This window comes from Rhodopseudomonas palustris, assembly GCF_003226555.1.
Lineage (GTDB): Bacteria > Pseudomonadota > Alphaproteobacteria > Rhizobiales > Xanthobacteraceae > Rhodopseudomonas > Rhodopseudomonas palustris_I.
On sequence record NZ_QKQS01000038.1, the window covers coordinates 87770 to 114352 of the forward strand.

Consider the following 26583-nt stretch of genomic DNA (forward strand, 5'->3'; position numbering starts at 1 on the left):
TCTTTGGATAGGCGGCCTCGCCACACTGAAGACGTCATCGCCGGGCGCGCCCCGGCGATCCATCCTCTTTGCAACTTGCCTCAATTGAGCGCGCTGCGCGCGCGATGGATGCGCGGGCCTTCGCCGCGCCGAAGCGGCTACGACCGCGCAGGCGGGTCAAGCTCGCGCATGACATTTGTTCGAGAACAGCGCTTGTTTGAGAACAACGCATCAGCACAGCATCTTCGGTCTCGAGCAGCAATCCAGCCGTCCCAAAACGGATGCGGCGAGCGCCGCGGGGGCCCCGGCAACAGGGGATCGCTGCACTCGCCGTCTTGCGTTCGCTTCGAAAGCTCGGACCGGACAAAGCCGGCGGCGCGACCGCCCGGCCGTGCGCGGCTTATTCCTCGATCGGCTCCTCGCCGTCGGTGTCGCGCTCCGGCGAGCCGGCGAGGATCTGTTCGGCGATCAGGCCGGAGTTCTGACGGATCGCCGCCTCGATCTTGGCGGTCATGTCCGGATTGGCCTTGAGGAACGCCTTGGCGTTCTCACGTCCCTGCCCCAATCGCTGGCTGTCGTGCGAGAACCAGGCACCGGACTTCTCGACGATGCCGGCCTTGACGCCGAGGTCGAGGATTTCGCCCATCTTGGACACGCCCTCGCCGTACATGATGTCGAACTCGACCTGCTTGAACGGCGGCGCCAGCTTGTTCTTCACCACCTTGACGCGGGTCTGGTTGCCGACCACCTCGTCACGCTCCTTGATCTGGCCGATGCGGCGGATGTCGAGTCGGACCGAGGCGTAGAACTTCAGCGCGTTGCCGCCGGTGGTAGTCTCCGGCGAGCCGTACATCACGCCGATCTTCATCCGGATCTGGTTGATGAAGATCACCATGGTGTTGGACTTGTTGATCGAGGCGGTCAGCTTGCGCAGCGCCTGGCTCATCAAGCGGGCCTGCAGGCCGGGCAGCGCGTCGCCCATTTCGCCTTCGAGTTCGGCGCGCGGCACCAGCGCCGCCACCGAATCGATGATCAGCACATCGATCGCGCCGGAACGCACCAGGGTGTCGGCGATTTCCAGCGCCTGCTCGCCGTGGTCGGGCTGCGAGATCAAAAGGTCGTCGACGTTGACGCCGAGCTTGCGGGCATAGACCGGGTCGAGTGCGTGTTCGGCGTCGACGAAGGCGCAGATGCCGCCCTTCTTCTGAGCTTCCGCGACGCAATGCAGCGCCAGCGTGGTCTTGCCGGAGGATTCCGGCCCGTAGATCTCGACGATCCGCCCCTTCGGCAGACCGCCGACGCCGAGCGCGATATCGAGCCCGAGCGAGCCCGACGAGATCGTCTCGATATCCATCGAGCGATCGTTCTTGCCGAGCTTCATCACCGAGCCCTTGCCGAACTGGCGCTCGATCTGAGACAGCGCCGCGGACAGCGCCTTGGATTTGTCCATGGAAGAACCTTCGACGATACGCAATGCAGTGGGGGCAGCCATCAACGTGCTCCTTATGGACGGATTCGCCAAGCGGACAAACAGGCGCCGGTCTCAGCCGGCGAAATCAATGTACTCCATTTGTTCTCAGTTCGCAATATGTTCTTTCCGAATTGCCGGTGCCCTCCGACCTTGACCGACCAAAGAGAGCGGTTTGGGCTCCCTGTTTCACCCTTTTTAACTCTCCTTTGCCACAAAGCCTGGATGGACAGCCTTCTCGCCACGCCAAAACTCCCGGACAAGGTTCGGGTGCAGTGCAGCCGCTGCCGGGTGCCGTTCCGGGAGAAGATCAGGAACATGCGGGAGGGGTTTCAGACCCAGTGCCCGCATTGTAACCGCCTGATCACCTTCTCCAGCGATTCCGGCGACCTCGACGTGCAGCGGGCAATGACCGAGGCGCGGCGGATCCGCAACGGCAGCGTCGCGACGGCGGTGTACGGCGTTCCCGAGCCGCAGTAAGCGCCGCGCCGTCCGGGCTCAGCGCAGGTTCTGGATTCCCCACATCACCAGCAGCATCGCCGGCACGCAGACCGCGGCATAGATCGCCCATTTGGTCAGGCCGGCGCCGGTGCCGCGCTTGAACGCTTCAAGCAATCGATAGGTCGCGACGATCCAGGGCAGGACGATTCCGACCGCGACGGCGTCGACCACGTACCAAAAGCTCATCTTCCATGTCCCGCGAAATGACCGCCCGTCAGCTTTACTGCACGCGCGCGTCCTCGCCATACATTCCTTCGGATGAGGTCACCCCGTTGACGATGGACATGACGTCCAGTGTCCTCCGGACATCGGCTGGCGGCGACCTGCAACTTTCGGACAGCTTTCGGATCGACATGAACTTTTACGTGTATTAATGTGGTATTGCCATCCGGCTGCGAAGGGGGCGAGCAACGACGGGAGCATGCGCCGGGATGGTGGCCGAGCCCCTCGGGGAGCAACGCACAGGAGAGCGTCTTGGAAACATTCGTCCGTGACGAGAACCTGAAACTGTATCGCCGGCTGCTGGCAGAGACCCAAGATGAAGACCGGCGCCGGGTGCTGAAGCAACTGATCGCCCAGCTCACCGAGCGCGATCCGCAAACCAGCACCAGTGGTTAGTGGCCGTAGCGGTATTTGATCTGACGCATAGGCAATGCCAAATCCGCGCCGCTAGCGTAGCGGTGTCACTGCCGAACTTTCTAGAGGTGGGGAGTTTCGACGCTGACCGGAGCCCCGAACACGGCCTCGTTCGGGGCTCCTTGTTTTCCCCGTCCAGAACTGCTGCATGCCGGAAGGTGGCGGACCAGCAGCTTCCCCCATTCGGCGCTGCTGCGGCAATTTGGTCACCACCCGGCCAGGTTCCGTTTCAAGCCCGGATGCTTTAGGATTCAGGTGCAAGCGGCGACCAGCTCGATGATCGCCTTACAGATGAGTGGCCGGTTGCCGACAGCATCCGGCCGAAGCGACAGGGAGTGCGCGATGCGGCGGGCAGCCAAGCATGGACTTCGGATGAGCGCACTGATCGCGCTAACAGGTGCCGCCATCGCGCTGGCGGGCTGCGACCAAGGCGCCCGCGGACCGCAAGGCGAGCCCGGCCCGCAAGGACCAGCGGGTCCCGCCGGACCGGCGGGCCCTGCCGGCAAGGATGGCGCATCAGCCTCCAGCATCCGCACCCTGACCTCGACCAGTTGTTCGGCCAATGGTTGCCCGACCACCTGCGAAGCCGGCGAAACATTGGTCTCCGCACTCTGCGTCAGCAACGGCTCGGCCCGGTTCAGCGACAACATCACAGTCGAGAACGGCACCATGACCGCGCGCTGCGGCGCCAGCTCGGTGCGGATCGAGGTGAGCTGCGCCCGCAAGTAACCCGCGCACTGACTGAGCAACATTGAACAGGCCGCACGGCGTTCGACGCCTGCGGCCTTTTGCTTTTCCGGATCAGCGACTTGACGATTCGGTTGTGGGCGGCTGCATCAATTACCGCGAGTATCAACCGGATTGGGCTTGCCTGCGATTCAAACCCAATTTAACGGTAAAATAGTAAGCTAATTGATCTAGATCAAGCGCATGGACGGCCGTTGCCGGCAAGTCGTCTTCTAGAACTAAAGGCGGAACCGGCCTTCCCTATGGCGCATGTGCTTTATCAGTGTCCGCGGACCGGCATGAAGGTCCAGGCTTGGCTCAAAGACGATTCCGAAAGCGCCGCCCAAGCGACCTTCGAGTTGCTGCATTGCCCGGCCTGCTCGCAGATGCACTTCGTCGACCGCCGCACCGGGCATCTACTCGGCGACAAGAAAGAATGAACCAGACACCGGTTTAACGCGGCACGCAGCAGAGCGCCGGCCGAGGTCCAGCCGGCGCGATCAATCCGCCTCGGATCATTCCTGCTTGCGGTCGCTCGCGACAACACGGGGCCGGTCGGGCAGGACCGCGTTTCGTAAGGTGGGATGGACCTCGATCCGGCCATTGTAGTCGATGAAGCCGGCCTTGCGGAACTTGTTCATGAAGTAGCTGACGCGCGAGCGCGTGGTGCCGATCATCTCCGCCAGCGTCTCCTGGCTGATCTCGATCGGTATCGGCCGGGAATCCTCGACCGCGTCGGCGAGCAGCAGCAGCAGCCGCGCCAGCCTTTTCTCGCTGTTGTTGAACAGCTGGTCGATCAGGTCGTCCTCGACCCGCGTATTGCGGGCGACCAGATGCCGGGTAAACAGCTCGCATAGCGCCGGCTCGCGCTGCAGCGTCGCCATCATCGTCGCGTTGGTGATCGTGGTGACGGTGCACTCTTCCAGCGCGATCGCGGTCGCGCGACGCCGATGCGCGAGCAACCCGCTCTCACCGAAGAACTGGCCGGGTTGGAGGATGGCGACGACTGCGCCTTTGCCCTGCTCCGACATTACCGACAGTTTGATGCGGCCGTGCTGGATATACATCACGCAGTCGGCCGCTTCGTCCTGCGTGAAAATGGTCTGGTTGGTTCGAAATTGCAGAACGGTGCGCCCCGTACCTGCACTGCGAAGAAAGACCTTTGGATCGAACGGCACCTCGCTTGACGACACGTGATATCCTGCGAACGAAAACGAATGAGTCAGCCGGAGCCGGCGCGCACCGAGTTGCGTACGCCAAGGTTCCGTCAGCGCATCATCCTCAAATCGCAGAAAAAATCTGTGCCGTTTTGACCACCTGCCGATCACCCGGGGTGTGGTCTTCAGACGAGCTTAATTGGCCTGATGGGCCTTGCGCTTGGCCTTGGGCTGACCGGAGTCCGCGCCGCGGACGCCGCCCCAGGGGTCGTTGGGCGCCTGGGCGTCCGGGATCTTGCGCAGCGACTCCTGGTAGGCCTTCTGCCGGATCGCGTCCTGGGCCTTCTCTTCCGGGCTCTTGTGCTGGATCTCCGGCACCAGATTGACGTGCGGGCCCTCGCCCTGGGCAAAGGCCGGTCCGGTCAGCAGGGCCAGGACGGCAACGCCGTGCAGAATCTTCATCGCAAACTCCTCTCGCGCCGCGCCGCCTCAGCGGCTGCCGCGCTACAGATGATCCGACCGGCAGGATTTCGGCGACTGCCAGTCTTCCCAGATCGGACCGCATTTGGTGCAACCGCTCACCACGATCGCCGTCACCACCAGGCCGACCACCAACGCAACTCGTCTGACCATCGTGTCCCCTTTCGGATGCCGCCGAACTTAAGGGATCGACGGTGTCGTTTTCAAGCCGTCCCGAATCGGGTGGGATGCTGCGAAACGTCGCGAAACACGCGGATAATCAACGGGTCAGGGAGAGACGCATGGCAGAGCAGCATCTGGCGGAGTTCGGCCTCCAGGAGGCGCGGCGGATGCTGCAGGAGGCGTTCGCGCCCTGGGTGCTGGAGCTCGGCCTGTCGATTGAAGCGCTCGAACTCGATCCGCCGGCCGGCAGCCCGTCCGACTGGCAGCCCGGCGCCGTCTTGCGGATGGCATTCTCCGAGCGGCTGTGCCGCAGCGGTGGCGTGGTCTGCGGCCAGGCGCTGATGGCACTGGCCGACACCGCGATGGTGTTCGCGGTCTGCGCCGGCAACCGCGGCTTCCGCCCGATGACCACGGTCGATCAGACCACCCACTTCCTCAAAGCGGTCGCTTCGACTGACGTGATCGCTGACGCGCGTCTGGTCCGGCTCGGCCGCACCATGAGCTTCGGCCGGGTCACGCTGCTCGGCGCCAACGACCGGAAGCCGGTGGCAATGGTATCGAGCGCGTTCGCGATGCTCTGAGCGCGCCGGACGCCGGCTTCACAACAGCCGCTCGACACCTTTGCGGGTGGCAGGTTCAGTAGCGACCGCGGCTCGGACCGATTGAACCGCCGCGATTGGGCCCGCCGTAACCGCCACGGTAACCGCCGCCGAACTGGATCACCGGGCCGGGCGGCACGGCGTAGACCGGCGGACGCCGCACGACCACGACGTCATCCTCTTCGTCCTCGACATAGACCCGGCTACGCGACGCCTTCTTGCCGCGCTTGGGCGGATCGTCGCGCTCGGCGCGGGTCTTGGTCTTCTTCACGTCGGCCTTCTTCGGCTCGACCTTTTGCTTCAGCAGCGGCGTCGGCCCGCACGGACAGGTCGCGCCCGCAGCCGCCACGACCGGCGTCGCCAGCGCGGCCGGCACCACCACCGCATTGTCGGGCCGGTTGCGCAGCCGCTCCGCCAGCTTGCGCGCGGTTCCGGTCAAGTCGCTGTCGGGATATTCGGTCAGGAAGGCGGTGTAGGCCGAACCGGTGTTGGTGAGCACCGCCCTGTTCCAGGCCTTCATCCGGCGATGGCGATCGAGCCAGCGCTTGGCCTCCGGTGCGAACGGCGGCTCGGCATACAGCCCGACGAACGCCTCATAGGCGTCGGCCGAACCATCGGACACGATCAGCGCGTTGGCCTGATCCACCGGCTTGCCCTTGAGGAAATCGCGCCACTCCTCGACCGTGCGCGGCTTCGGCGTCGCGTCGTCGCTCGGCGCTGCGGCAGGGGCGGCGAAGAACTGGAAGTCCTCGACCAGAGAGGAACTTTCCCACGGCGTCTGCCGGCCTTCGGTCACCTGATGCACCGCAAGCCGGACCCGTTTGAAGGTATCTTCGATTTTCAGCCCGTTCTCGCGCCCGGCCTTCAGCAGCGCGGCGGTGTAGGGGCTGTTGCTGCCGCCTCCGTCCTCGGCCTCCGCGCCCGGCGAGGTCGAGTACGACAGCAGCGTGCCCGGCGCCCCGGACTTGGTATCGACCAGCGCCAGCCCCTGCCCGGTGGTCTTGTTGATGCTCGGAAACGGATTGTTGCGACAGGCATCGAGCATGATGATCCGGCTCTTGCTCGGCACCGAACTCAGCGTGTTGAGCACGTCGTCGAGCCTCACCGCCTGCAGCGGAATGTCGGCCTCGCGCTTGGGGTCGACATCGACCGGGATCAGATAGTTCTCGCCATCGACCTGAATGCCATGGCCGGCATAGAACAGCAGCGCCACCGTATCGGGCCCTTTGGCCGCGACCGTGGCGGCGAAGTCGCCGAGCTTGGCGCGCAGCTCGGTCTGGCCGAGATCGACAGCCTCGCTGACCTCGAAGCCGGCCTCGCCGAGCAGCGCGGCGACCGCCTTGGCGTCGTTCACCGGATTGGGCAGCGCCGGAACCGCCCGATAGGCCGATTGCCCGATCACCAGCGCGACCCGGCTCTCCGCCGCGGCGGCGGCCACTCCGAACAGCAAACCGGCGGCAACCGCCGCGGTCTTCAGCATCGCCCGTCGCATGGCGCCTCCTTGCCCAGTCGGTAATCGCTGTTGGTCGCCGTCCAGGGCCGGCCGGTTCAGGCGCGCGACGTGGCAAATCGACGCCGCGCGCCGATCGCCAAGGAAAGCTGCGGTTAACGTTGTCGGCAATTTGCCTTGCGCAGCCAAGGCGATGTTGGGGGATCGGCGGTTAGGTTCTGAAACCACCCGCGCCGGGTTGCTCGCCGGCGCCGTTCGACAAGTTCGAGGACCGACAGCCTTGGCCGAGACCTTCCCCACCACGCCGCTGGTACATCGACGCGCCGGCGCCGCCGCGCCGACGGCCGACGGGCCGGGCGTCCTGTCCGGCATCGCCGCGATCGATCAGGCAGCGTGGTGCGATCTGGCGACCCGAGTGGTCGAGCCGAACGGCTACTACCTGCGGGACTGGGTGATTGCGGCGAATGGCGACGACGCTGCAACGCGGACGCTGACCGCACACGATTCCATCGGACGGCTGATCGGCGTGGCACCGGTGCTCTCCTGCTGGCGCGCGTTCCGCCTGCCGCTGCCGGCCCTGGTGTCGGCCGATCTGTTCCGTTCGCTCGACACCCCGCTGCTCGATCGCGGCGCGGCGGATGAAGCCGCCGCCAAGCTGCTGGCGCAGGCCCGCGCCGCCGGTGCCAGGGCGCTGGTGCTGCGCGACGTCGCGCGCGACGGCGAAGCGGTGGCAGCATTCACCCGTGTGCTCGCGGCGCAAGGGCTCGCCCCGCGGCTGATCCGCGGCTGGACCCGCGCTTGCCTCGACGCCACACGGGACGCGGAAGAGCTGCTGCGCGACGGCCTCGGCGCCAAGAAGCTGAAGGAATTGCGCCGGCTGGAACGGCGTCTCGGCGAACACGGCGAAGTGGGGTTCACTGCCGCACGCTCGGCGGACGATGCGGCCCGCGCATTCGACGTGTTTCTCGCCCTGGAAGACAGCGGCTGGAAGGGCCGCGGCGGCAGTTCGCTGAAGCGGCAGCCGGAGCTGGCCGCCCGGCTGCGCAGCGCCGCGGTCGCGCTCGCCTCGCGCGGCCAATGCGAAGTGATCACATTGTCGGCCGGCACGACGCCGGTCGCCGCCGGCATCGTGCTGCGCCACGGCGACCGGGCCTATTTCTTCAAGCTCGGGATCGACGAGAGTTTTGCGCGCTGTTCGCCCGGCGTGCTGCTAACGCTGGCGCTGACGCGGCATCTGTGCGCCGACCAGGAGATCAGCTTCGCCGACTCCACCGCCAGCGCCCAGCATCCGATGATCGATCCGATCTGGCGCGGCCGGTTCGCGGTCGGCGATCTGGTGCTGCCGCTGCGCAAGCGCGATCCGCTGTTCGCGCCGATCGTCGCGGTGCTGTCGGCGCGCGACCGGTTGCGGCACCTCGCCAAGCGGCTATTGAAGCGCTGATTACTCCGCAGCCTCGGCGTTCAGCTCCGCCGACAGCTTGCGGATGGCGCGGGCGATCAGGGCCGGCTCCTGCGCGCCGGACACCGCGTATTGATGCATGAACACGTAGGTCGGCACCCCGGAGATGCCCTTCTCGGTGGCCTCCTGCGCCTGCGCCGAGACTTCCTCGATATCCTGATCGGTGGCGAGCCTGGCGCGGATGTCGTCGGCATCGAGGCCGCACTCGGCCGCAGCCTGCACCAGCACCTCGGGATCGGTGAGATCGCCGCCGTCGCGGAAGTACAATTCCATCAGGCGTTGCTTCATCGCCGGCCCCTGCCCGATCGCGCTCGCCCAATGGATCAGGCGATGGCAATCGATCGTGTTCGGCTGCCGCTGCACGCGCTCGGGGTGATACTCCAGACCTTCCTGCGCGGCCGTCTCGGCGATGCGGCCGGCGATTTCCTTATAGCGTTCGGGCGATCCGAACTTCTTGGTCAGGTACTCGTCGCGGCTGATGCCCTCGCGCGGCACCCAAGGATTGAGGAAGAACGGCCGATAGATCAGCTCGACCGGCACCTCCGGCGCCAGCGCGATCGCCTGCTCGATGCGCTTCTTGCCGATGTAGCACCACGGGCAGACTACGTCGGACACCACGTCGATCGTCAGCGGCTTCAGCGTGCTCATCGGCGTCTCCTCGTTGTCGTTGGCGGCACCCTCCCACACAGATGGGGCGCAGGCAACGCCGGACAAGGCGGATCAGAGCCGCGCCGCCAGCTCACGCAATCGCGTCCCCGTGATCGGATCGGCCGGAAAGAATGTCTCGATTGCGATTTCCGACAGCGTGACGTCAATCGGCGTACCAAACACCATGGTGGTGGAGATGAAGCTCAATACCTCGTCGCCGAACTGCAGACGGAACGGCACTGCGACCGAATCCGGCGCGATTGGCGTAGCGCGTGCCGGCACAGGATAGGTTTTCAGTTCCTCGTACAGCGCGATCAGCTTCGGATCGGCGCAGGTCTCGCACTGCCGATGTAGGCGCTCGAGCAGATGCGCGCACCACTCGCCCAGATTGGCGGTGCGTGCCGCCAAGCCTTCGGGATGAAACGACAGCCGCAGCACGTTGAGCGGCGGCGCCAGCAGATGCGGCGCAACGCCGTCGAGCATCGGCGCCACCATGCGGTTGGCCGACACCAGGTTCCAGTGCCGATCGACCGCCAGCGCCGGGTTCGGCTCGTGCGCGGCAAGCACCTGATCGACCGCAGCCCGCACCGCAGCGAGCGCCGGATCGTCCAGCGAGCGCTGCGGGAACGCCGGTGCGAAGCCGGCTGCGACGAGCAGCACGTTGCGTTCACGGAGCGGCACGTCGAGCCGTTCGGCGAGCCGCAGTACCATCTCGCGTGACGGCGAGGCGCGTCCCGTCTCGACAAACGACAGATGCCGCGCCGAGATTTCCGCGTCGAGCGCGAGATCGAGCTGACTGAGCCGGCGGCGCTGCCGCCACTGCCGCAAGTAATCGCCGATCCGGACCGGCTGCGCGCCGGCGACGGCGCTGATCGACGACACGTTGGTGTTCATGCGCGAAGGCTAGCACGCGCGCCGCACAGCATCCATGACCTCCGAGGTAAAGCGTCTCTGACCTGCCAGGTAATCGAATTGCGTCGCGCATCGCGGCATCCTTCGGGGCATCGCTGCAACCGAAGGAGATATTCCATGATCCACCTCTCCATGACCCGCCCCTCGACGCTGCTCCGCCGCGCCTTGCAGGCCGACGCACTCGTCAGCGGCGCGATGGCGCTGCTGCTGAGCTTGGCGGCCGGCACACTCTCGCGCCTTCTCGCCCTGCCGCAGCCGCTGCTGCTGGAAACCGGACTGTTCCTGATCGGCTACGCCGCTCTGGTCGGATGGCTCGGCACCCGCGCCGTGCTGCCGCGCGCGCTGGTGCTGATTGTGATTGCGGGCAACGCGCTGTGGACGCTCGGCAGCGTCGCCCTGCTGCTCAGCGGGTCAGTAGCCTCGAACGCGCTCGGCATCGCCTTCGTGCTGCTGCAGGCGACGGTGGTCGGGATCTTCGCCGAGTTGCAGTTCATCGGGCTGAAGCGGAGTGATGCAGCCTTGGCCAGTTAGCACCAAAGCTTCCGCCGTCATTGCGAGCGAAGCGAAGCAATCCAGCTTCGTGCACGGGTCTGGATTGCTTCGTCGGCTTCGCCTCCTCGCAATGACGCGATGAGAGGCGATGCCGACGATCAGGCGGCCTTGGATTTGCTCTTGGATTTGCTCGCAGACGTCTTGCGCGACGACGTGGTCTTTGCCGACTTGGCGGCTTTGGTCTTGCCGGCTTTCGCGGTCACCACCTTGGTCTTCGCTGCCTTGCTGGTGCCCTTCGTCGTCGCCGCCGTTTTCGCCTTCGCGCCTTCCGGCGCCTTCGACGTGGCGACCTTGTCCGGCTTCGAGGCCTTGTCCTTCGTCGCCTTGCCGGACGCCTTCGCGGCCTTGCGGGCGGCCTTGTCGGCCTCGGCCTGCGCCTTGCGCTCGGCCTTCAGCTTCAGCTTGGCTTTTTCGGCCCTGGCTTCGGCGGCCTTCTTCTTGCGCTTCTTTTCGCAGGACGCGCATTTGCAGCCGATCGGCTTCAGATAGGCTTTGAAGTAGTCGGTGCCGTAGTCGTAGTTGATCTCTTCGCCCGGCTCGATGTTCTTGATGGCCCGAATGATCACGCGCTTCTTGCTCGGGTTGACGTCGGACTCGGCGTTCGGCTTGCAGGCGTGGTTGATGTAGCGGGCGATGTTCTTGCGCACCGAGCCGTCGATGGTCCAGCGCTTGTTCAGCTCGAACAGATATTTGTTCTCGATGCCGTCGTGCTTCTTGTTGCGCGCATCGAGCAGCGGTCCGAAATACCGGATGATCTTGGCGCCCTTCTTGATCGGCTTGACGGCGAACAGGCCGAGCCCGGTCTTGGAGCGGCCGACGCGGTAATGGTCTTTCGACAACAGGGGCATGGTTCTTCGATTCGAACGCGGCTAAAGGACACACGAAGGCGCCGTTCTAGAGCGATTCCGCGACGAATGGCAGTGCTTTCGCGGATTCGGTCTCGAACCTTCCCCAGCCGAGCGGCGTCGAACCGACGAGATATGTGATGCAAGGCTTGCCGATGCGACTGCTCCCTGCCCTCGCCCTGCCGCTCCTCCTCGCCGCACTGCCGGCGCTCGATACGCCGGCCCGGGCCGACGGCGCGACCAGCGTCTACAGCTCGACCGCGCCGAAATCCTGCCGCGTCGTGCGGGCGGCCGGGAAGGACGAAGACGCCGGCGAGTGGCTCTGCCCGGGCCAGGATGGACTGGTGGTGGTGGTGGCGGAGATCGACCTGCGCCAGACCGTCACCGTCGGCCGCAACCGCAAGGACGCCAACGATCAGCCGGCGGCCAGCGCCTCGTTCGGCCCGTTCAACTCCACCACCGACACGGTGGAGTGGCGGCTCGACGGCGCCGGCAAGCCGTTCGCGATCATCCAGCGCTGGCACCTCGCCGACAACGACGATGTCGGCAAGGCCGGCCGGCCCAACACCAAGCAGATGCTGGTGGTGACGCGGCTGCCGCCGGGCCCGGTGTGCCATGTCGCCTATGTCGACGTCGCCGCCAACCGCAACGCCAATGAGCTGGCGCGGCAGGCCGCTGACGAGCTGGCGCGCGGCTTTGCCTGCGGCACGGACAGGCCCAAACCGTTCGGCGCCCCGGGCCGGGCCACCGCCCTGGCCGCGCCAAACTGAACTCGTTCTAAAGTAGGTGTCCGGCCCTTGCCGCCGGGCCGCCGCGGTTTACTTCCCCAGACGGGGCCCGCACTATCGCGCGGGGCCGACGTCGCGCCGCCGTGGCTGGCCGCCAGCGGCGCGAGCTGGAGAAACGTGCAATGAAGGCGGTGTTCGCCAAGCTCGGCAGCGACTTCTTTTCCACCATCATCTTCGTGGTGCTGTATTTCTCCACCGGCAACGTCGCCCTGGCGACGATCGTCGCCGTGCTCGGTGCGGTCGGACAGTTCATCTACGCCAAGATCAAGGGCCAGCGGCTCGACGTGATGGCCTATGCCAGCGTCGCGCTGGTGGTGGTGCTCGGCGGCGCGACGCTGCTGACCAATGACCCCCGCTTCGTCCTGATCAAGCCGAGCGTCGGCCACATCGCAGTCGGGCTGTTGATGCTGCGCCGCGACTGGATGCTGCGCTACGTGCCGCCGATCGTCGGCGCAACCATCCCGGACTATGTGCGGATCGCCGGCTATGGCTGGGCGGCGCTGATGCTGCTGCTCGGCGCCGGGGTGGTCGCGGCGGCGATGACCGGCGACATCAAGATCTGGACGTTCTACGTCATGGTGATCGCGCCGGCATTCAAGGTGGCGGCCGTCGCCGCGCAGTATCTGGTGTTCCGGCTGGCGATCCGTCACCGGCGACGAGCCGCGGCGGTCGCCGACCCGGCTGTGGCCACGCCTGTCGGCGCGGAATCTTAGTGGCAACTTACATCCGCGGTGTCGCTGCCAGCGCCAGGGCACCATCTTCGGTGGGGCCGATCTGGGCCGCGGCCGGGGCATAGTGGCAGTCGCCTTCGTAAATCACCACGACACCTCCGATCCCGTTGTCGAGCGCTGAGGTGGTGAAAGTAGCCTGCCCGGTGCGATCGAGCGGCACATGCGCGGCAATCACCCGGTCGCCGTCGCGGAAGCTCACCATGCCGGTGGGCGGGCCGTGCGAGCCCGTGACTGCCGCCGTCAACGTGACCACCGCGCCAGGCGCCGGTGCCGGATTGGACGAGGACAGGATCAGCCGCGGCTTGACGAGGACGTCGAGCGCGACCTCGGCCGACTGGCTCGGCAGCACGACGAGCGGCAGCCGGCTGGCGCTGCCGGCGTAATCGGCGCGCAGCAGATGCCGGCCCGGCGCCAGACCATCCACCGTCAGGCTCGGTCTTGCGGCATCGGTCCAGCCCAACACCGTGCTGGTCGAAAGGTCGTAGAACACGATCCGCCCGTCGGCGACGCCGGCGCCGTAGTCAGTGCGGACGGCCGCGTTCAACACAAACCGTCCGGGAACTGCAGGCTGCGCCACAACGTCGAGGCCGGTCGTGGTCACTTCGGACACCACTTCGACCTGGGCTGCGGCCGGGGTGCTGATCACTCCAGACAGTAGCGCCGCACAGCCGAACGCGGCGATCGCAAATGACAAACGCATGTCGGGCCTCCACCGTTACCGTGGAACCTCGAGGCGTCCTCCATCGTTGCATCAGAATAGCACGACGTGTGCAGTGCACCACAGGTATCTGCATGGACGATAGGCGGAGCAGGACACCGCCCGATCTGCGCGTTCGGAGCATCGCGGCCCCTGGCCGCAGCCGTACCGCAGCTTCGGGCTTGTTTGTCGCTCCCGCAGCATACTAAGAGGGGCCGCCCGGTGAACTCACGAGGGCCGGGACCAAGGGGAGAAACACATGGCAGTCGACGGAAACTGGAAACTCACCATGAGCACGCCGATGGGCGAGCGGCAGGCCGATCTGACGTTGAAGGCCGACGGCGGCACGCTCACCGGCACGCAATCCGCCGACGGCGATGCCGGCGAGATCTTCGACGGCACCGTGAGCGGCGACGACGTCGCCTGGAAACTGTCGATCACCAACCCGATGCCGCTGACCCTGAGCTACACCGGCACGGTGAGCGGCGACAGCATGTCGGGCGAAATGGGCATCGGCCCGATGGGCTCGTTCCCGTTCACCGGAACGAAGGCGTAAAGCGCCCCGCCTGCGCGGCAGCGTGCCCGCCCCAAGCAGTCATTCCGGGGCGCTCGCGTCAGCGAGCGAGCCCGGAATCCCGAGATGTGCTGCGTTGAACCGCTTGGGTGCCATGAACGGCGAGATTCCGGGTTCGCTCACGTCGTGAGCGCCCCGGAATGACGGTGGTTTGCTGACGTACAATATCCTGAGCGACAGCATCTCTGGCGAGATGGGCATCGGCCCGATGGGCTCGTTCCCGTTCACCGGGACGAAGGCATAAAGCGCCCCGCCTACGCGGCAGCCCCCCTGCCCCAAGCGGTCATTCCGGGGCGCTCGCGTCAGCGAGCGAGCCCGGAATCCCGAGATGCTCTGCATTGAACCGGTTGGGTGCCGTGAACGGCGAGATTCCGGGTTCGCTCACGTCGTGAGCGCCCCGGAATGACGGTGCGAGTGGTGAGCGCCGATCGGCAGCTCACCCCAGATTCAGTTCCTTGAAGAAGTCGTTGCCCTTGTCGTCGACGATGATGAAGGCCGGAAAGTCGACGACGTCGATTTTCCAGATCGCCTCCATGCCCAGCTCGGGATATTCCAGCACCTCGACCTTCTTGATGCAGTGCTCGGCGAGGTTGGCCGCCGCGCCGCCGATCGAGCCGAGATAGAAGCCGCCGTATTTCTTGCACGCCTCGCGCACCGCCGGTGCGCGGTTGCCCTTGGCGACCATGACCATCGAGCCGCCGGCCGCCTGAAACTGATCGACGAACGAATCCATCCGCCCCGCGGTGGTCGGACCAAACGCGCCGGAGGCGTAGCCGTCCGGCGTCTTGGCCGGGCCGGCGTAGTACACCGGGTGGTTCTTGAAGTAGTCCGGCAGCGGCTCGCCCTTCTCCAGCCGGTCGCGCAGCTTGGCATGGGCGGCGTCGCGCGCCACGATCATGGTGCCGGTCAGCGACAGCCGGGTCTTGGTCGGATATTTGGTCAGCGTGGCGAGAATGTCCTTCATCGGCTGGTTGAGGTCGATCTTGACGACCTCGTCGCCGAGCGCCTGCTCGACCTCGGGCAGATACTGCGCCGGGTTGTGCTCGAGCTCCTCCAGATACACGCCGTCCTTGGTGATCTTGCCGAGCATCTGCCGGTCGGCCGAACACGACACCCCGAGCCCGATCGGCAGACTGGCGCCGTGGCGCGGCAGCCGGATGACGCGGACGTCATGGCAGAAATACTTGCCGCCGAACTGCGCGCCCACGCCGAGGCTCTGCGTCATCTTGTGGATGTCCTGCTCCATCTCGACGTCGCGGAAGGCGTTGCCGAGTTCGGAGCCCTGGGTCGGCAGCGCATCGAGATAGCGCGCGCTCGCCAGCTTCACCGTCTTCATGGTGGTCTCGACCGAGGTGCCGCCGATCACGATCGCCAGGTGATAGGGCGGGCACGCCGCGGTGCCGAGCGTCATGATCTTCTCTTTCAGGAACGCCAGCAGCCGGTCGCGCGTCAGCAGCGACGGCGTCGCCTGGAACAGGAAGCTCTTGTTGGCCGAGCCGCCGCCCTTGGCCATGAACATGAACTTGTAGGCGTCGTCGCCCTCGGCGTAGATCTCGCACTGCGCCGGCATGTTGTTGGCGGTGTTCTTCTCTTCGAACATCGACAGCGGCGCGACCTGCGAGTAGCGCAGATTGCGACGCAAGTAAGCGTCGCGCGCGCCCTCCGACAGCGCCGCCTCGTCGTCGCCGTCGGTGATGACGTTCGCGCCTTTCTTGCCCATGATGATCGCGGTGCCGGTGTCCTGGCACATCGGCAGCACACCGCCGGCGGCGATGTTGGCGTTCTTCAGAAAATCCAGCGCGACGAACTTGTCGTTCGGACTCGCCTCCGGATCGTCGAGGATCTTGCGGAGCTGGGCGAGATGCCCCGGCCGCAGATAATGGTTGATCTCGCCGAACGCCGCCTCCGACAACGCCCGCAGCGCCTCGCGCTCCACCACCAGCATGTCGCGCCCGAGCACCTTCTCGACCCGCACGCCATCCGATGTGATCTTGCGATAGACGGTGTCGTCCTTGCCCAGCGGGAACAGCGGGGTGTGCCTGTAGGGCGGAACCGGGGTGGCGGCGGACGGAATCGGCGTGGGAGCGTTCATGGACAAGGCCTCGAATGGGGAAATTCGCGGCCCTGTCTAGGCGGTTTCGGCGGAGTTTTGAAGGGTTCAAAACGGGGATGGGGGCAGGTCAGCCGCGATGCCGGCTCAACTACCGTCGTCCCTCCTGCTTTTCCGCATAAGCGTCGACCAGCGCACGGATCATCCGCTGATACGGCACGTTCTGCTTTGCCGCGGCGCGCTTGAAGAACTCGACCGAGCGCTGCGACAGGCTGAGGGTCACCTTGACGTTGGCTTCGCGCAACACGAGCTGATCCGGCGGCGGCAGGAAATCGTCGACGACGCGAACACGGCCGATCTCTCCCTTGCTATATTTGACCGTTGATTTCTTCATAGGTCGCCTTTCCCTTTCGCCAATAACCGGCGCCGAAGATCCGGATCTGACTGCCGCGCCACGTAAAACGCACCGTGAGAATTCCGGGTCCCACTCTCCCGAAACAGAAATAGCGCTGCTCGGTCTGGCTATGACCAAGGTCTTCGGCGATCACGCGCGATGGATCCAGGAATGCGAGCTGAGCCTCTGCGAAGCCGACGCCGTGCTTGGCGCGATTGAGCCTGTCCTTGGTGACGTCCCACTCGAAGCTCGTCATCGGCCGACCGCCACGCTGGTATGGCTATGTTACCATACTTTTGTACGGCCTCAAGAGCATCCACAAAGCGCAGCAGTCAACAGAAGGTGGGGCAGTTTGCATTTCCGCCACCCTCCGCTATGAGACTTCGCCCCGAACTGATCGCGGAGGGATTGATGACCGCCGTTGCCGACCGTTGGTTCCGCTTGCCTGACCGCGCCGCGTGGCTCGTCGGAGTCGCCATCACCGCCGCCGCGTTCGCCGCCTCCCCCGCCCGGGCCGATCGTTGTGACGATCTCGCCAAGCAGCTCAAGGCCCAGATCGGCGGGATCGGCATCGGCAAGACCGCGGCCAATATGATCTACCTGTCGCATCCGGCCACGAAGGCGCTGCGGCTGGGGTGTCCGAGCCGCACGGTGAAGAACGAGATCTACGGTCAGGCCCCGGCGCGAAAGCCGTCGCCGGAGTTTCAGGAGCTGATCGCCAGCGCCGCCGCGATCGTGTTCACGATCCCGAAGCCGGACAGCTTGCGCGCCGTCAAGCGCTGCTTTGGGCGGGTCGGCATCCTGCGCGGCAACGACATCAAGACCCGCTTCCGCCGGCTCGACATGCGCTGCGCCCGGACCAAGACCGACTCCTCGATCTCGATCAGCCGCGACAGCAGCGAGTAACCGCAACCGGCCCGGCTGGTCCTGCGGCGACAACGCGGCATTTGAAACAAATGCCGGCGCGGCGGTGCGCGCAAAGTTCACCGGACAGCGCGATCATCAGCCGTGATCCGATGCCTACCCGGGCGCGGCAGATGGCAAGCCGCCATCGACGCACCATCTCATCGGGGGACGTTGGCCAACACGAGGAAAGACTGATGGACAGCATTTCGAGCGTGTCGTCGACACCGGTGGCCAAGCCGGCGGCTCAGGCGAGCCCACCGCCGCCACCTCCGCCGCCGAAAGACGACAAGGACACCACCAGCATCCAGCCGCCGAAAGCGGCGCTGCCGCCCGGACAGGGCACCCGCGTCGACCAGCTCGCGTAGACCGCGAAGGCGCGTTTCAGAAGCGACGACGGGCCCCGCCACGCGCGGGGCTTTGTCGTTTCGGCGCTGGGCCGAACGGCAGGCCGTGTGGCGCACGGCCGGCGCGTCTACACTCCGCCGGCGCGAGCAGCACAGGTAGTCCGCAGCGACACCTTCAACGGTCATTCCGGGGCGCTCGCGTCAGCGAGCGAACCCGGAACCTCGAAGTGATGGGCTCAGGTCAGATTCCGGGTTCGCGCCTCTCGGCGCGCCCCGGAATGACGTGGGGAGAGGTCGGGCGCCACCGACGAGCTGTTACTTGTCCAGTTCCTTGTAGTGCCGGAAGATGCCGTCCTGGTTGAACGGAATCCGGCGGTCGCTGGCGAGGTAGGCGGCGATGTTCGGGCGCTCGGCGATGCGATCGTGCAACGCGACCAGCTTGGGGATGTCGCGTTCGAATTTTTTCATGTGCTTCGGAAACGCGTAACGCAGGCCCTCGACAATTTGAAACAGCGACAGGTCGGCGTAGCTCAGCTTGCGCCCGATGAGATAAGCGCCGCCCCCACCGGCGATCAGGCGTTCGAAGTAGCCGAGGAATTTCGGCGCGCGGTTCTCCCAGAACTGGGCGGTGCGCTTCTTCGCCGGTTTCCGCTGGTCGTCGTAGTACAGCATGGTGCCGATCGGGTGATGGGTGTCGTGCACCTCCTGCACCAGATCGGCGATGGTGAGCTGAAGCTGATGCACCCACAGCCGGCCCGCTTCGCCGGCGGGCGCAAGGCCGTGGCGGCCGCCGAGATACAGCAGGATGCCGGCGGTCTGGCCGATCGTCAGCTTGCCGGCTTTGAGAAACGGCGGCGCGAATGGCGGCGTGCCCTGCTTGGCCTGCATCAGCTTCATCATCGTCGCCATGCCAGCCTTGCTGCGGCGGGCAGCATCGACATAGTCGGCGCCGGCCTCTTCGAGCGCCAGCCGGATGAATTCGCCGCGGCCCTGAATGGTCGGCCAGTAATACAGTTCGTAAGCCATCGGTTCGGCCCCCCGTGGTGATCGACGCGCCGCCCTTCCGCAAGGCGCCGCACGCCCAAGCCTAACAAAAAAGCGCCGCGGAAGGTCCGCGGCGCTTCGATGAAGGGATCGCTCGGGAGAACGGTGTCAGTTGGTCTGCTGGATCGCCGCCAGTTCCCAGCTCGCGCCGGGACGCCGGGTGAAGGTCCAGATCTCGGTCGCCTCGATAGGCGTCTCACTGCCGGCGACCAGCCGATCGGTGCCGCGCTCCAGGGTCTTGTCGACCAGCGAGAACCGCATCGCCACGGTTGCGAAGTCGGTTTCGCCCTCGCGCCAGGCTTCGGCGAGATCGCCTTGCAGCAGCTTCACATCCGACACCTTGTTGATGTCGTTGGCGGCCTTGTTCTCCTCCAGATCCTTGGCGAAATACGACGCCATTTCCGGAGTGGCGAGCTGACGCAGCCGGTCGATGTCCTCGTTCGACCAAGCGGCCTGGACGTCGCCGAGCAGACGCTCGAACGCCTCGTAATCCTCCGGCTTGATCTCCAGCGGCCGGTCGTTGCCGGCGCCGCCACCGAAGCCGAACCCGCCGCGTGAGGCCGGCTGTGCGCCCTGGTTGGCCGATTGGTCCATCGCATAGGCGCCATCGGGCCGCGGTCCCTGGCCGGCCACCGGACCGGGCGCATAGGCCGCCTGCGGATTGTTGCGGCGCTGCCACCAGCCCCAGGCCAGACGCGCCAGGATCACGACCAGCGCGACCTGCAGCACCAGCCCGATGATCGAGGCGAAGCTGCCGAGACCAGAGAGGAAGCCGCCGCCGAACAGCATGCCGAGCAGACCGGCGCCGAGGAAGCCCGCGGCGAGGCCGCCGAGCATGCCCATGCCCGGACGATTGAAGAAGCCGCCTTTGCTGGCGGCACCGGCGGCCGGGCCGCTCATGCCGGGGCTGCCCGGCTGGCTGTAGGTGCGGTTGAACGGCTGGGCGGCGCCCGGCGCCGTGCTGGTGCTCGGCGGCGCTGAGAAGCTGCGCGAGCCGCGCGAGCCCATGCTGCTGCTCCGACCGGCACGGGCGTCGGCGGCCGACGACAGCACCATCGCCATCGGCAGCGCCAAAGCCATGGTCACGGCAAGAGCAGCGACGATGCCACGCGTGCGATGCAAGAAATTCATGTCACTCCCTCAATCCCCGGCAGGGGGAAGCGCTGCTAAAATGGGCAGCGCCCATCAAAAAGGAAGCGGGCGCGTCGTCGCACGCCTGCGGCCCTCGGTCGCGGGAGGCGTGAATTGGCAACCTAATTGTAGAAGGAAGAAGTGTCGACGCTGACGGATTCGACGACGACTTTCCCGGTCTGCCTGTCAAAGGTCCCCGCCACTTGCACCGGAAAGGCATCGGAGACGGCCGTCGAATCGCGACGATCGCCGTAATTCAACGTCACATACACGTCGCCCACAGCCTCGAACGAATTGTCCGGTCCCTCAAAAATACCGTCAGGATTCGCGTCGATGGACTCGAATTCGGTGTGGGTCGATAATTGATCGAGTTGATCCCATTCCGGCGAAGAGGCGAGATCGTACTCGCTGACAGCATCAATGATCGCTCGAAGCAGCCTCCGATCTTCGACCGGCTTCAGCTTCGGAACCTTGTGAGCGCCGGAGACCGTCATCTGACCGCTCCCAATCCGATACCAGCATTGTACTGCCAAGCAAGGCGCGCACCCAGGCCGTCCAATCCGCCCATGATCCGCTGCGAATCCATACCAAAATAGAACAGCCGCCGCTGAAAATAGCCGCGCAGAGCAGCCGGAATGTCGAAAACGTGAGCGGCTTCGTCGAGCGGTGCCGCCCACGGCACGTTCGGTGCAGGATGAGAACTGAACAACCCACCTTGATTGACGATCCTCGTAGCCACCGCACGCGGAAGCAGAAATCCAACTTCGCTCCTTGCGAAAGGATCCTCGTCCTCCGTTTGATCGATGATCTGCCGTGTCCTCACTCGGTAAGCGACGATACGCGCACCGACCTCGCCAGCGGCGGGCACCGCCTGAAACGAGGGCGAGCGCGGTCTGGTAAGCCGGACCGATACACTCTTGGGAGACGCCGTAACGGCGAAATAGGCTGCGACAAGAGGATTGGTTGTCCAGTCGAGCAGCCGGGTGGGCAGGCCATGATGCTGAGCGAGGGCAAGTCGTTCCCACCGGCTCAGCCGAGACAAATCCATGAACTCGGCAGCTCGCCGCTCGAATATTTCGATAAGCGTCCGCTCCTTGGCGAGCGAGTACTTTCCACGCCCAATACCCGGCACCAGCTCGAACCCTGGATCTCCCATCCCGCGGAAGACCCAACCGCTATCGGCGTGACCGTCAAGCCATTCCAGAAAGAGCGCCCAGACCTCGAGCCTCTTTTTGCCCGCCAATGCCTGTGGGGTGAGCTTAGATCGCTTGTCGTCAATGCTCATCGAAATGCTCATCGAGCAGCCCGCCCCTAGACCGGGACTGATCAAATCATCTCAGAAATCAAATACGTCCTCTCACCACTGTATTTCAACTCGCCTCCATCGTCTCCTTCACCTTCGCAACCAGCGCGCTGAGTGCGAACGGCTTGGCCAGGAAGGCGAACTGTTCGTTTTCCGGCAGGCTCTTTTCGAACGCGTCCTCGGCGTAGCCGGAGACGAAGATGATCTTCAGGTCCGGGTTGCGGCCGCGCATCGCCTTCAGCAGCGTCGGGCCATCCATTTCCGGCATCACCACGTCGGATACCACGAGGTCGACTTCGCCGCTCACGGCATCGAATTCCTCCAGCGCTTCGACGCCGTTGGAGGCTTCGATCACCTCATAACCGCGCGAACGCAGGCCACGGGCGTTGAGCGAGCGCAGGCCTTCCTCGTCTTCGACCAAGAGGATGGTGCCCTGCCCGGTCAGGTCGGCGCGCGGCTTCGGCGTCGCCGGTGCCGGCTCGGACGCAGCGGCGACGGCGGGCGCCTCGACCTGCGGCTCGGCGGCCTGCTCGTGGCGCGGCAGATAGATCCGGAAGGTGGTGCCCTTGCCGATTTCCGAATCGACATACACGAAGCCGCCGGTCTGCTTGATGATGCCGTACACCGTCGACAGTCCGAGCCCGGTGCCCTTGCCGACTTCCTTGGTCGAGAAGAACGGCTCGAAGATCTTGTCGACGATCTCCGGCGGGATGCCGGTGCCGGTGTCGGAGACTTCGACGCAGACATAGTCCGCCGCCGGCATGCCGTTGTGCCCGAGCTGCGCGGCCGCGGAGGCCGTGACGTTGGCGGTGCGGATCGTCAGCTTGCCGCCGTCCGGCATCGCGTCGCGGGCGTTGACGGCAAGATTGACGATCACCTGCTCGAATTGCGAGACGTCGGCCTTGGTCCGCCACAGATCGCGGCCGTGCTGCATCTCCAGCGAGATCCTCTCGCCGATCAGCCGCTTGAGCAGCCGGTCGATGTCGGTCAGCGCCTCGCCGAGATCGAGCACCTGCGGCCGCAACGTCTGTTTGCGCGAGAACGCCAAGAGCTGCCGCACCAGGGTCGCAGCGCGGGTGGCGTTCTGCTTGATCTGCATGATGTCCTGGAACGACGGATCGGTCGGCTTGTGGGCGTTCAGCAGGAAGTCGTTGGCCATCATGATGGCCGACAGCACGTTGTTGAAGTCGTGCGCGATGCCACCGGCGAGCTGGCCGATGGTGTCCATCTTCTGCGCCTGGTTGACCTGGTTCTCCAGAGCACGGCGCTCGGTGGTCTCCAGCATGTAGACGATCGCCGCTTCGTTGTCGGTCTCGTCGGCGACCGCAGTGACGAAGAACTGGCCCCAGCGCTCCTTGGCGCTGGCGAGCATCACTTCGACCGGGGCGATATCGGCCTGCCCCTTGGCGGCCTGCTCGATCGCGCCGGCAAGCACCGCACGGTCACGGGCGGAGGCCGCCGCAAGGATCGACTTCGATCCCGCCGAACCGGCCGGATCGAGGCTCTGTGTCAGCTTGGCCAGCCGGGCGTTGGCGCGCACCACCATGCCGGTTTTGTCGACGGTGGCGATCGCCATCGGGGTTTGATCGAAGAACCGCATGAAGCGGATTTCGGCGGCACGCTGCGGATCGAGCCGATCATCGCGGGCGCGGCTGATCACCAGGGTGCGCGACGGGCCGGGCGTGCCGTCGGCGCCGAACGCCAGCTTGTGATACAGCCGCACCGGGACGGTCTGGCCGCCGCGCTTCTTCAGGTCGATGTCGAACACTTCGGTCTTCACCTCGCCCGGCTCGGGCACGATCGAGGTGAGCAGCGAGGCGCCGTCGCCGGAGACGACATCCGACAGCTTCAGACCCCCGGAGCCGATCTCGGCGAGGTCATGGTCGAGCCAGTTCGCCAGCGTGGCGTTGACATAGACCAGGTTGCCGGCGGGATTGACCGAGAAGAACCCGCAAGGCGCATGGTCGAGATATTCGATGGCGTGCTGCAGGGTCTGGAACACGTCCTCCTGGCGCTCGCGGTCGCGGGTGATGTCGGCGATCGACCACACCGTCTGCCGCGCCTCGCGCTTGCCGGTGCCGAGCGGGCGAACCCGCAGCCGCATCCAGCGGCCCTGATTGCCGTCTGCACCGGCGACCCGTACTTCCTCCTGCAGCCGCCGTCCTTCACGCGCCGCCTTGAGCAGCCGGAACACCGCCTCGGAAACGTCGGGATTGCCGATGAACACCCGCTCCACCGGGCGGACGTCCTGCATCGTCGCCGCGCCCGTGAGTGCCAGATAGGTCGAATTGGCGTAGACGACATGGCCGCCGGCGTCGGTCACCGCGATGCCGTCGAAGGCGTTCTCAGGAATCGCCCGCAGGATCGGGTCTTCGGCGGCGCGGTCGGCGAAGCCGATGATGCCGGCCGCAAAGGCGAACAGCATGAACAGCCCGACCATCGCCAGCAGCGCCAGCAGGACGAGGATGTACGGTTGCGCGCCGGCGCGGCCGAGCGTCATGAACGCCACGGCGGCGGCGACGATGGCGCCTGCCAGCAGCAGCACCAGAGCGATACTACCGCCGCGGCGGGCGGGCTCCGGCGATGCCGAGCGCAGCTCGGACGGAGCCTGTTGATCCTTGATAGTCATGGTCACCGAACCGGTCCCTTGCCCGCCGGGCACACAGCGGCACGGCTCCAACTGCCTGAATCGCGGCCGGAAACGCAAGCGAATCTAGCGCTCGCCCCGGCCTCCGACACGCCGCAGCGGACGATTCGGCGGCGCCCCTGCGGTCGATCCGTTTTTTAGGTCCGCCGCCCGAACAGATTGCGCTTCAGGTTCATCACATAGCCGATCACCTCGGCGACCGCCTGGTAGTGCTCGACCGGAATCTCCTCGTCGACCTCGACGGTGGCGTACAGCGCCCGCGCCAACGGCACGTTCTCGACGATCGGCACGTCGTTTTCCTTCGCCACTTCCCGGATCTTGAACGCCACCGCGTCGACGCCCTTGGCGACACAGATCGGCGCAGCCATGCCGCGCTCGTATTTCAGCGCCACCGAGAAGTGGGTCGGGTTGGTGATCACCACAGAAGCGTTCGGCACTTCGGCCATCATCCGCTTCTTCATCCGCTGATAGCGGAGCTGCCGCAGCCGGCCCTTGATGTGCGGATCGCCTTCGGACTGCTTGTACTCTTCCTTGATCTCCTGCAGCGACATCTTCTGCTTTTCGTGCCACTGCCGATACTGGAAGAAGTAATCGCCGACCGCGACGAAGGCGAGCATCGCCACCACGGCGCCGAGCAGCTTCAGCGTCAGCGCCACGGTGACGCCGAGCAGCGCGGAGACGTCCATCTTCAGAAGCGCGTCGAGCCGGTCGTGCTCGGGATACAGCACCGCGACCATCACGATGCCGAGCGCCACAATCTTGAACAGGCCTTTGAGGAAGTTCGCCAGTGCCTGCTTGCCGAACAGCCGCTTGGCGCCTTCGAGCGGCGACAGCTTGCTGAATTTCGGGGTCAGCGCCTCGGCCGAGAACACCAGCCGGTGCTGGATCATGTTGGAGGCGATCGCCACCAGCATCAGCATCAGCAGCGGGATGCCGACAGCGGCCAGCGTCGCGTAGCACAGGCTCTTGACCAGCGCGATCAGCCCGTCGCCGTCGACCGGCAACATCCACGACTTCTCGATCAGATTGCGCATCGGTGCGAGGATGCCGGCCCCGATCGATTCGTGGAACGACGACAGCACCAGCGTGGCGCCGGCGATCAGGAACCAGGTATTGACCTCCTGGCTCTTGGCTACGTCGCCGCGTTTGAGCGCATCGTCGAGTTTTTTCTGTGTCGGCTCTTCTGTTTTCTCGTCGCTGTCGTCGGACATCGCTCAGCTCCGAACGACGCCGAACATCAGCTCGGCGTCAGGTCGTGCATCACGCCGCCGAAATAGCCGAGAAACGCTCCCATCATCGTGGTCAGCACCACCGCGAGCACGATGAAGCCGATCACGATCGAAAGCGGCACGCCGACGAAATACACCTGCATTTGCGGCATCAGCCGCGCCAGCACGCCGAGCCCGATGTTGAACACCAGGCCGAACACCAGAAACGGCGCCGCCAATTGCAGGCCGAGCTTGAAGGCGGCGGCGAACGCTCTGGTCGCCAGCGCCGCGACGTCCCCGGTGCTCAGCAATTCGCCCGGCGCGAACACCTTGTAGCTGTCGCTCAGCGCCTGGATCACCAGATAGTGCATATCCGTGGCGAACAGCATCGTCACGCCGAGCAGCGTCAGAAAGTTGCCGATCAGCACGCCCTGCTGGCCCTGGGTCGGATCGACCGCCGAGACGAACCCCAACCCGAGCTGCTGCGCGATCACCGCACCGGCGACCTGGAGCGCCGACAGCGTCACCCGCGCGGTGGCGCCGAGCACGATGCCGACCGCGATCTCCTGCAGCATCAGCACCATCAGCGGGGTCAGCGACGACATGTCGACCTGATAGGCCGAGCGGTGCAGAGGCAGCATGATAAGCGTCAGCAGCAGCGCGACCGACAGCTTCACCCGGGTCGGGATATTGCTCTCGCCGAGCGCCGGCATCAGCATCACCATCGAGCCGACGCGGGCGAACACCAGAATGAAGGCGGCGGCGAGCGCCGGCAGAAAGGTCAGGTCGATGTTCATCGCGGCGATCTGGCTCGAAGCGCGCGCGAGCCGGCGGCACGATCCGGCCGCGCACAGCGGCGGACGCAACCAGCAAGGCGGCGCGGGCTTCGATCATGCGTCAACCGCCGATGATTCGCGATGAGATCCGGATCATCTGCGCGTGCAGGGCGTCCGCCATGAAAGGCAGCGCCAGCACCAGGGTGACGAACATCGCCAGGATCTTCGGCACGAACACCAGGGTCTGTTCCTGGATCTGGGTCAGCGCCTGGACCAGCGACACCGCGACGCCGACCACGAGGCCGACCACCATCAGCGGCGCCGACACCACCACGATGGTCCAGATCGCGTCACGGGCGACGTCGAGGGTTTCGGGGCCGGTCATTTCGCTATTCCTTTGGATTTGCCCGTCATGG

At 65.6% G+C, this 26583-nt stretch carries 34 protein-coding genes; 13 read left to right on the forward strand and 21 right to left on the reverse strand.

Annotation, left to right across the window (positions count from 1 at the left end; all coding sequences use genetic code 11):
* Positions 1-379: 379 nt before the first annotated feature.
* Positions 380-1471, reverse strand: coding sequence for a recombinase RecA (recA, locus tag DNX69_RS24275; RefSeq protein WP_110788575.1), 1092 nt, complete (start codon positions 1469-1471; stop codon positions 380-382).
* Positions 1472-1672: 201 nt separating this feature from the next.
* On the opposite strand from recA, the gene DNX69_RS24280 reads away from it, so the two are divergent.
* Positions 1673-1927 (forward strand): hypothetical protein, encoded by a 255-nt coding sequence (locus tag DNX69_RS24280; RefSeq protein WP_110788576.1) that lies wholly within the window; start codon positions 1673-1675, stop codon positions 1925-1927.
* Between the two features lie 18 nt (positions 1928-1945).
* Here DNX69_RS24280 and DNX69_RS24285 read toward each other — a convergent pair whose 3' ends face one another.
* A complete protein-coding gene (locus tag DNX69_RS24285) occupies positions 1946-2134 on the reverse strand; it encodes a hypothetical protein (protein ID WP_110788577.1) in 189 nt (62 codons plus the stop codon).
* Between the two features lie 288 nt (positions 2135-2422).
* On the opposite strand from DNX69_RS24285, the gene DNX69_RS26415 reads away from it, so the two are divergent.
* From DNX69_RS26415 to DNX69_RS26420, 3 genes are all read left to right on the forward strand, one after another.
* On the forward strand, positions 2423-2566 hold the full coding sequence (locus DNX69_RS26415) for a hypothetical protein (protein WP_165825322.1): 144 nt from the start codon (positions 2423-2425) through the stop codon (positions 2564-2566).
* 390 nt (positions 2567-2956) lie between these two features.
* Entirely contained in the window at positions 2957-3313 is a 357-nt protein-coding gene (locus DNX69_RS24295; RefSeq protein WP_234827068.1) for a hypothetical protein, read from the forward strand.
* A gap of 296 nt (positions 3314-3609) precedes the next feature.
* Positions 3610-3750 carry a hypothetical protein gene (locus tag DNX69_RS26420; RefSeq protein ID WP_165825318.1) on the forward strand — a complete coding sequence of 47 codons (141 nt, stop codon included), beginning with the start codon at positions 3610-3612 and terminating at the stop codon, positions 3748-3750.
* Between the two features lie 75 nt (positions 3751-3825).
* Here DNX69_RS26420 and DNX69_RS24300 read toward each other — a convergent pair whose 3' ends face one another.
* The 3 genes from DNX69_RS24300 to DNX69_RS24310 all read right to left on the reverse strand — a co-directional run bounded on the left by DNX69_RS24300 (position 3826) and on the right by DNX69_RS24310 (position 5100).
* Positions 3826-4503, reverse strand: a complete 678-nt coding sequence (locus tag DNX69_RS24300; RefSeq protein WP_110788580.1) for a Crp/Fnr family transcriptional regulator — start codon at positions 4501-4503, stop codon at positions 3826-3828.
* Positions 4504-4662: 159 nt separating this feature from the next.
* A complete protein-coding gene (locus DNX69_RS24305; protein WP_110788581.1) occupies positions 4663-4929 on the reverse strand; it encodes a hypothetical protein in 267 nt (88 codons plus the stop codon).
* Between the two features lie 42 nt (positions 4930-4971).
* Positions 4972-5100 (reverse strand): peptidylprolyl isomerase, encoded by a 129-nt coding sequence (locus tag DNX69_RS24310; RefSeq protein ID WP_110788582.1) that lies wholly within the window; start codon positions 5098-5100, stop codon positions 4972-4974.
* Positions 5101-5228: 128 nt separating this feature from the next.
* On the opposite strand from DNX69_RS24310, the gene DNX69_RS24315 reads away from it, so the two are divergent.
* Complete coding sequence (locus DNX69_RS24315; RefSeq protein WP_110788583.1) at positions 5229-5690, forward strand: PaaI family thioesterase; 462 nt, start codon at positions 5229-5231, stop codon at positions 5688-5690.
* Between the two features lie 55 nt (positions 5691-5745).
* Here DNX69_RS24315 and DNX69_RS24320 read toward each other — a convergent pair whose 3' ends face one another.
* Positions 5746-7200 (reverse strand): caspase family protein, encoded by a 1455-nt coding sequence (locus DNX69_RS24320; protein ID WP_110788584.1) that lies wholly within the window; start codon positions 7198-7200, stop codon positions 5746-5748.
* Positions 7201-7438: 238 nt separating this feature from the next.
* Between DNX69_RS24320 and DNX69_RS24325 the strand changes: the two genes are divergently transcribed.
* On the forward strand, positions 7439-8599 hold the full coding sequence (locus DNX69_RS24325; protein ID WP_110788585.1) for a GNAT family N-acetyltransferase: 1161 nt from the start codon (positions 7439-7441) through the stop codon (positions 8597-8599).
* Here DNX69_RS24325 and DNX69_RS24330 read toward each other — a convergent pair whose 3' ends face one another.
* Entirely contained in the window at positions 8600-9265 is a 666-nt protein-coding gene (locus DNX69_RS24330) for a DsbA family oxidoreductase (RefSeq protein ID WP_110788766.1), read from the reverse strand.
* Positions 9266-9337: 72 nt separating this feature from the next.
* Positions 9338-10159, reverse strand: a complete 822-nt coding sequence (locus DNX69_RS24335) for a helix-turn-helix domain-containing protein (RefSeq protein ID WP_110788586.1) — start codon at positions 10157-10159, stop codon at positions 9338-9340.
* A gap of 150 nt (positions 10160-10309) precedes the next feature.
* Between DNX69_RS24335 and DNX69_RS24340 the strand changes: the two genes are divergently transcribed.
* The gene (locus DNX69_RS24340; protein WP_110788767.1) at positions 10310-10708 is read left to right on the forward strand and encodes a hypothetical protein; all 399 of its coding nucleotides are present in this window, start codon (positions 10310-10312) and stop codon (positions 10706-10708) included.
* A gap of 119 nt (positions 10709-10827) precedes the next feature.
* On the opposite strand, the gene DNX69_RS24345 is transcribed toward DNX69_RS24340, so the two are convergent.
* The gene (locus DNX69_RS24345; RefSeq protein WP_110788587.1) at positions 10828-11577 is read right to left on the reverse strand and encodes an SET domain-containing protein; all 750 of its coding nucleotides are present in this window, start codon (positions 11575-11577) and stop codon (positions 10828-10830) included.
* Between the two features lie 137 nt (positions 11578-11714).
* On the opposite strand from DNX69_RS24345, the gene DNX69_RS24350 reads away from it, so the two are divergent.
* Both DNX69_RS24350 and DNX69_RS24355 read left to right on the forward strand, forming a co-directional pair.
* Positions 11715-12344 carry a hypothetical protein gene (locus DNX69_RS24350; RefSeq protein WP_110788588.1) on the forward strand — a complete coding sequence of 210 codons (630 nt, stop codon included), beginning with the start codon at positions 11715-11717 and terminating at the stop codon, positions 12342-12344.
* A gap of 140 nt (positions 12345-12484) precedes the next feature.
* On the forward strand, positions 12485-13075 hold the full coding sequence (locus DNX69_RS24355) for an inner membrane-spanning protein YciB (protein ID WP_110788768.1): 591 nt from the start codon (positions 12485-12487) through the stop codon (positions 13073-13075).
* A 7-nt stretch (positions 13076-13082) separates the two neighbouring features.
* Here the strand turns inward: DNX69_RS24355 and DNX69_RS24360 are convergent, their stop codons facing one another.
* Positions 13083-13793, reverse strand: a complete 711-nt coding sequence (locus DNX69_RS24360) for an Ig-like domain-containing protein (RefSeq protein WP_110788589.1) — start codon at positions 13791-13793, stop codon at positions 13083-13085.
* A gap of 256 nt (positions 13794-14049) precedes the next feature.
* Between DNX69_RS24360 and DNX69_RS24365 the strand changes: the two genes are divergently transcribed.
* The gene (locus DNX69_RS24365; protein ID WP_110788590.1) at positions 14050-14346 is read left to right on the forward strand and encodes a hypothetical protein; all 297 of its coding nucleotides are present in this window, start codon (positions 14050-14052) and stop codon (positions 14344-14346) included.
* Between the two features lie 454 nt (positions 14347-14800).
* Here the strand turns inward: DNX69_RS24365 and DNX69_RS24370 are convergent, their stop codons facing one another.
* From DNX69_RS24370 to DNX69_RS24380, 3 genes are all read right to left on the reverse strand, one after another.
* Positions 14801-16456 carry a fumarate hydratase gene (locus DNX69_RS24370; RefSeq protein WP_110788591.1) on the reverse strand — a complete coding sequence of 552 codons (1656 nt, stop codon included), beginning with the start codon at positions 16454-16456 and terminating at the stop codon, positions 14801-14803.
* Between the two features lie 109 nt (positions 16457-16565).
* Positions 16566-16808 carry a hypothetical protein gene (locus tag DNX69_RS24375; protein WP_110788592.1) on the reverse strand — a complete coding sequence of 81 codons (243 nt, stop codon included), beginning with the start codon at positions 16806-16808 and terminating at the stop codon, positions 16566-16568.
* Entirely contained in the window at positions 16783-17064 is a 282-nt protein-coding gene (locus tag DNX69_RS24380; protein WP_110788593.1) for a BrnT family toxin, read from the reverse strand. Before DNX69_RS24380 ends, DNX69_RS24375 begins: the two co-directional genes overlap by 26 nt.
* Positions 17065-17219: 155 nt before the next feature.
* On the opposite strand from DNX69_RS24380, the gene DNX69_RS24385 reads away from it, so the two are divergent.
* A complete protein-coding gene (locus tag DNX69_RS24385; RefSeq protein WP_207803187.1) occupies positions 17220-17714 on the forward strand; it encodes a hypothetical protein in 495 nt (164 codons plus the stop codon).
* Between the two features lie 194 nt (positions 17715-17908).
* Positions 17909-18079 (forward strand): hypothetical protein, encoded by a 171-nt coding sequence (locus tag DNX69_RS26425; protein ID WP_165825323.1) that lies wholly within the window; start codon positions 17909-17911, stop codon positions 18077-18079.
* Positions 18080-18373: 294 nt separating this feature from the next.
* On the opposite strand, the gene DNX69_RS24390 is transcribed toward DNX69_RS26425, so the two are convergent.
* From DNX69_RS24390 to fliR, 7 genes are all read right to left on the reverse strand, one after another.
* A complete protein-coding gene (locus DNX69_RS24390; RefSeq protein WP_110788594.1) occupies positions 18374-19084 on the reverse strand; it encodes a glutathione S-transferase family protein in 711 nt (236 codons plus the stop codon).
* Between the two features lie 126 nt (positions 19085-19210).
* Positions 19211-20233, reverse strand: a complete 1023-nt coding sequence (locus DNX69_RS24395) for a Tim44 domain-containing protein (RefSeq protein ID WP_110788595.1) — start codon at positions 20231-20233, stop codon at positions 19211-19213.
* A 122-nt stretch (positions 20234-20355) separates the two neighbouring features.
* Positions 20356-20727 carry a hypothetical protein gene (locus tag DNX69_RS24400; RefSeq protein ID WP_110788596.1) on the reverse strand — a complete coding sequence of 124 codons (372 nt, stop codon included), beginning with the start codon at positions 20725-20727 and terminating at the stop codon, positions 20356-20358.
* The gene (locus tag DNX69_RS24405) at positions 20724-21518 is read right to left on the reverse strand and encodes an FRG domain-containing protein (RefSeq protein ID WP_110788770.1); all 795 of its coding nucleotides are present in this window, start codon (positions 21516-21518) and stop codon (positions 20724-20726) included. Before DNX69_RS24405 ends, DNX69_RS24400 begins: the two co-directional genes overlap by 4 nt.
* Positions 21519-21603: 85 nt before the next feature.
* Positions 21604-24165, reverse strand: coding sequence for a cell cycle histidine kinase CckA (cckA, locus tag DNX69_RS24410; RefSeq protein WP_234827078.1), 2562 nt, complete (start codon positions 24163-24165; stop codon positions 21604-21606).
* Positions 24166-24320: 155 nt separating this feature from the next.
* Positions 24321-25394 (reverse strand): flagellar biosynthesis protein FlhB, encoded by a 1074-nt coding sequence (gene flhB / locus DNX69_RS24415; protein WP_110788598.1) that lies wholly within the window; start codon positions 25392-25394, stop codon positions 24321-24323.
* Positions 25395-25420: 26 nt separating this feature from the next.
* Positions 25421-26188: a flagellar biosynthetic protein FliR gene (gene fliR / locus DNX69_RS24420; protein WP_110788771.1), complete on the reverse strand. Its 768-nt coding sequence runs from the start codon at positions 26186-26188 to the stop codon at positions 25421-25423.
* Between fliR and DNX69_RS26800 the strand changes: the two genes are divergently transcribed.
* Complete coding sequence (locus tag DNX69_RS26800) at positions 26181-26312, forward strand: hypothetical protein (RefSeq protein ID WP_283809359.1); 132 nt, start codon at positions 26181-26183, stop codon at positions 26310-26312. The genes fliR and DNX69_RS26800 overlap by 8 nt on opposite strands.
* Here the strand turns inward: DNX69_RS26800 and fliQ are convergent.
* Positions 26289-26552, reverse strand: coding sequence for a flagellar biosynthesis protein FliQ (gene fliQ, locus DNX69_RS24425; RefSeq protein WP_110788599.1), 264 nt, complete (start codon positions 26550-26552; stop codon positions 26289-26291). The genes DNX69_RS26800 and fliQ overlap by 24 nt on opposite strands.
* Positions 26553-26583 lie beyond the last annotated feature (31 nt).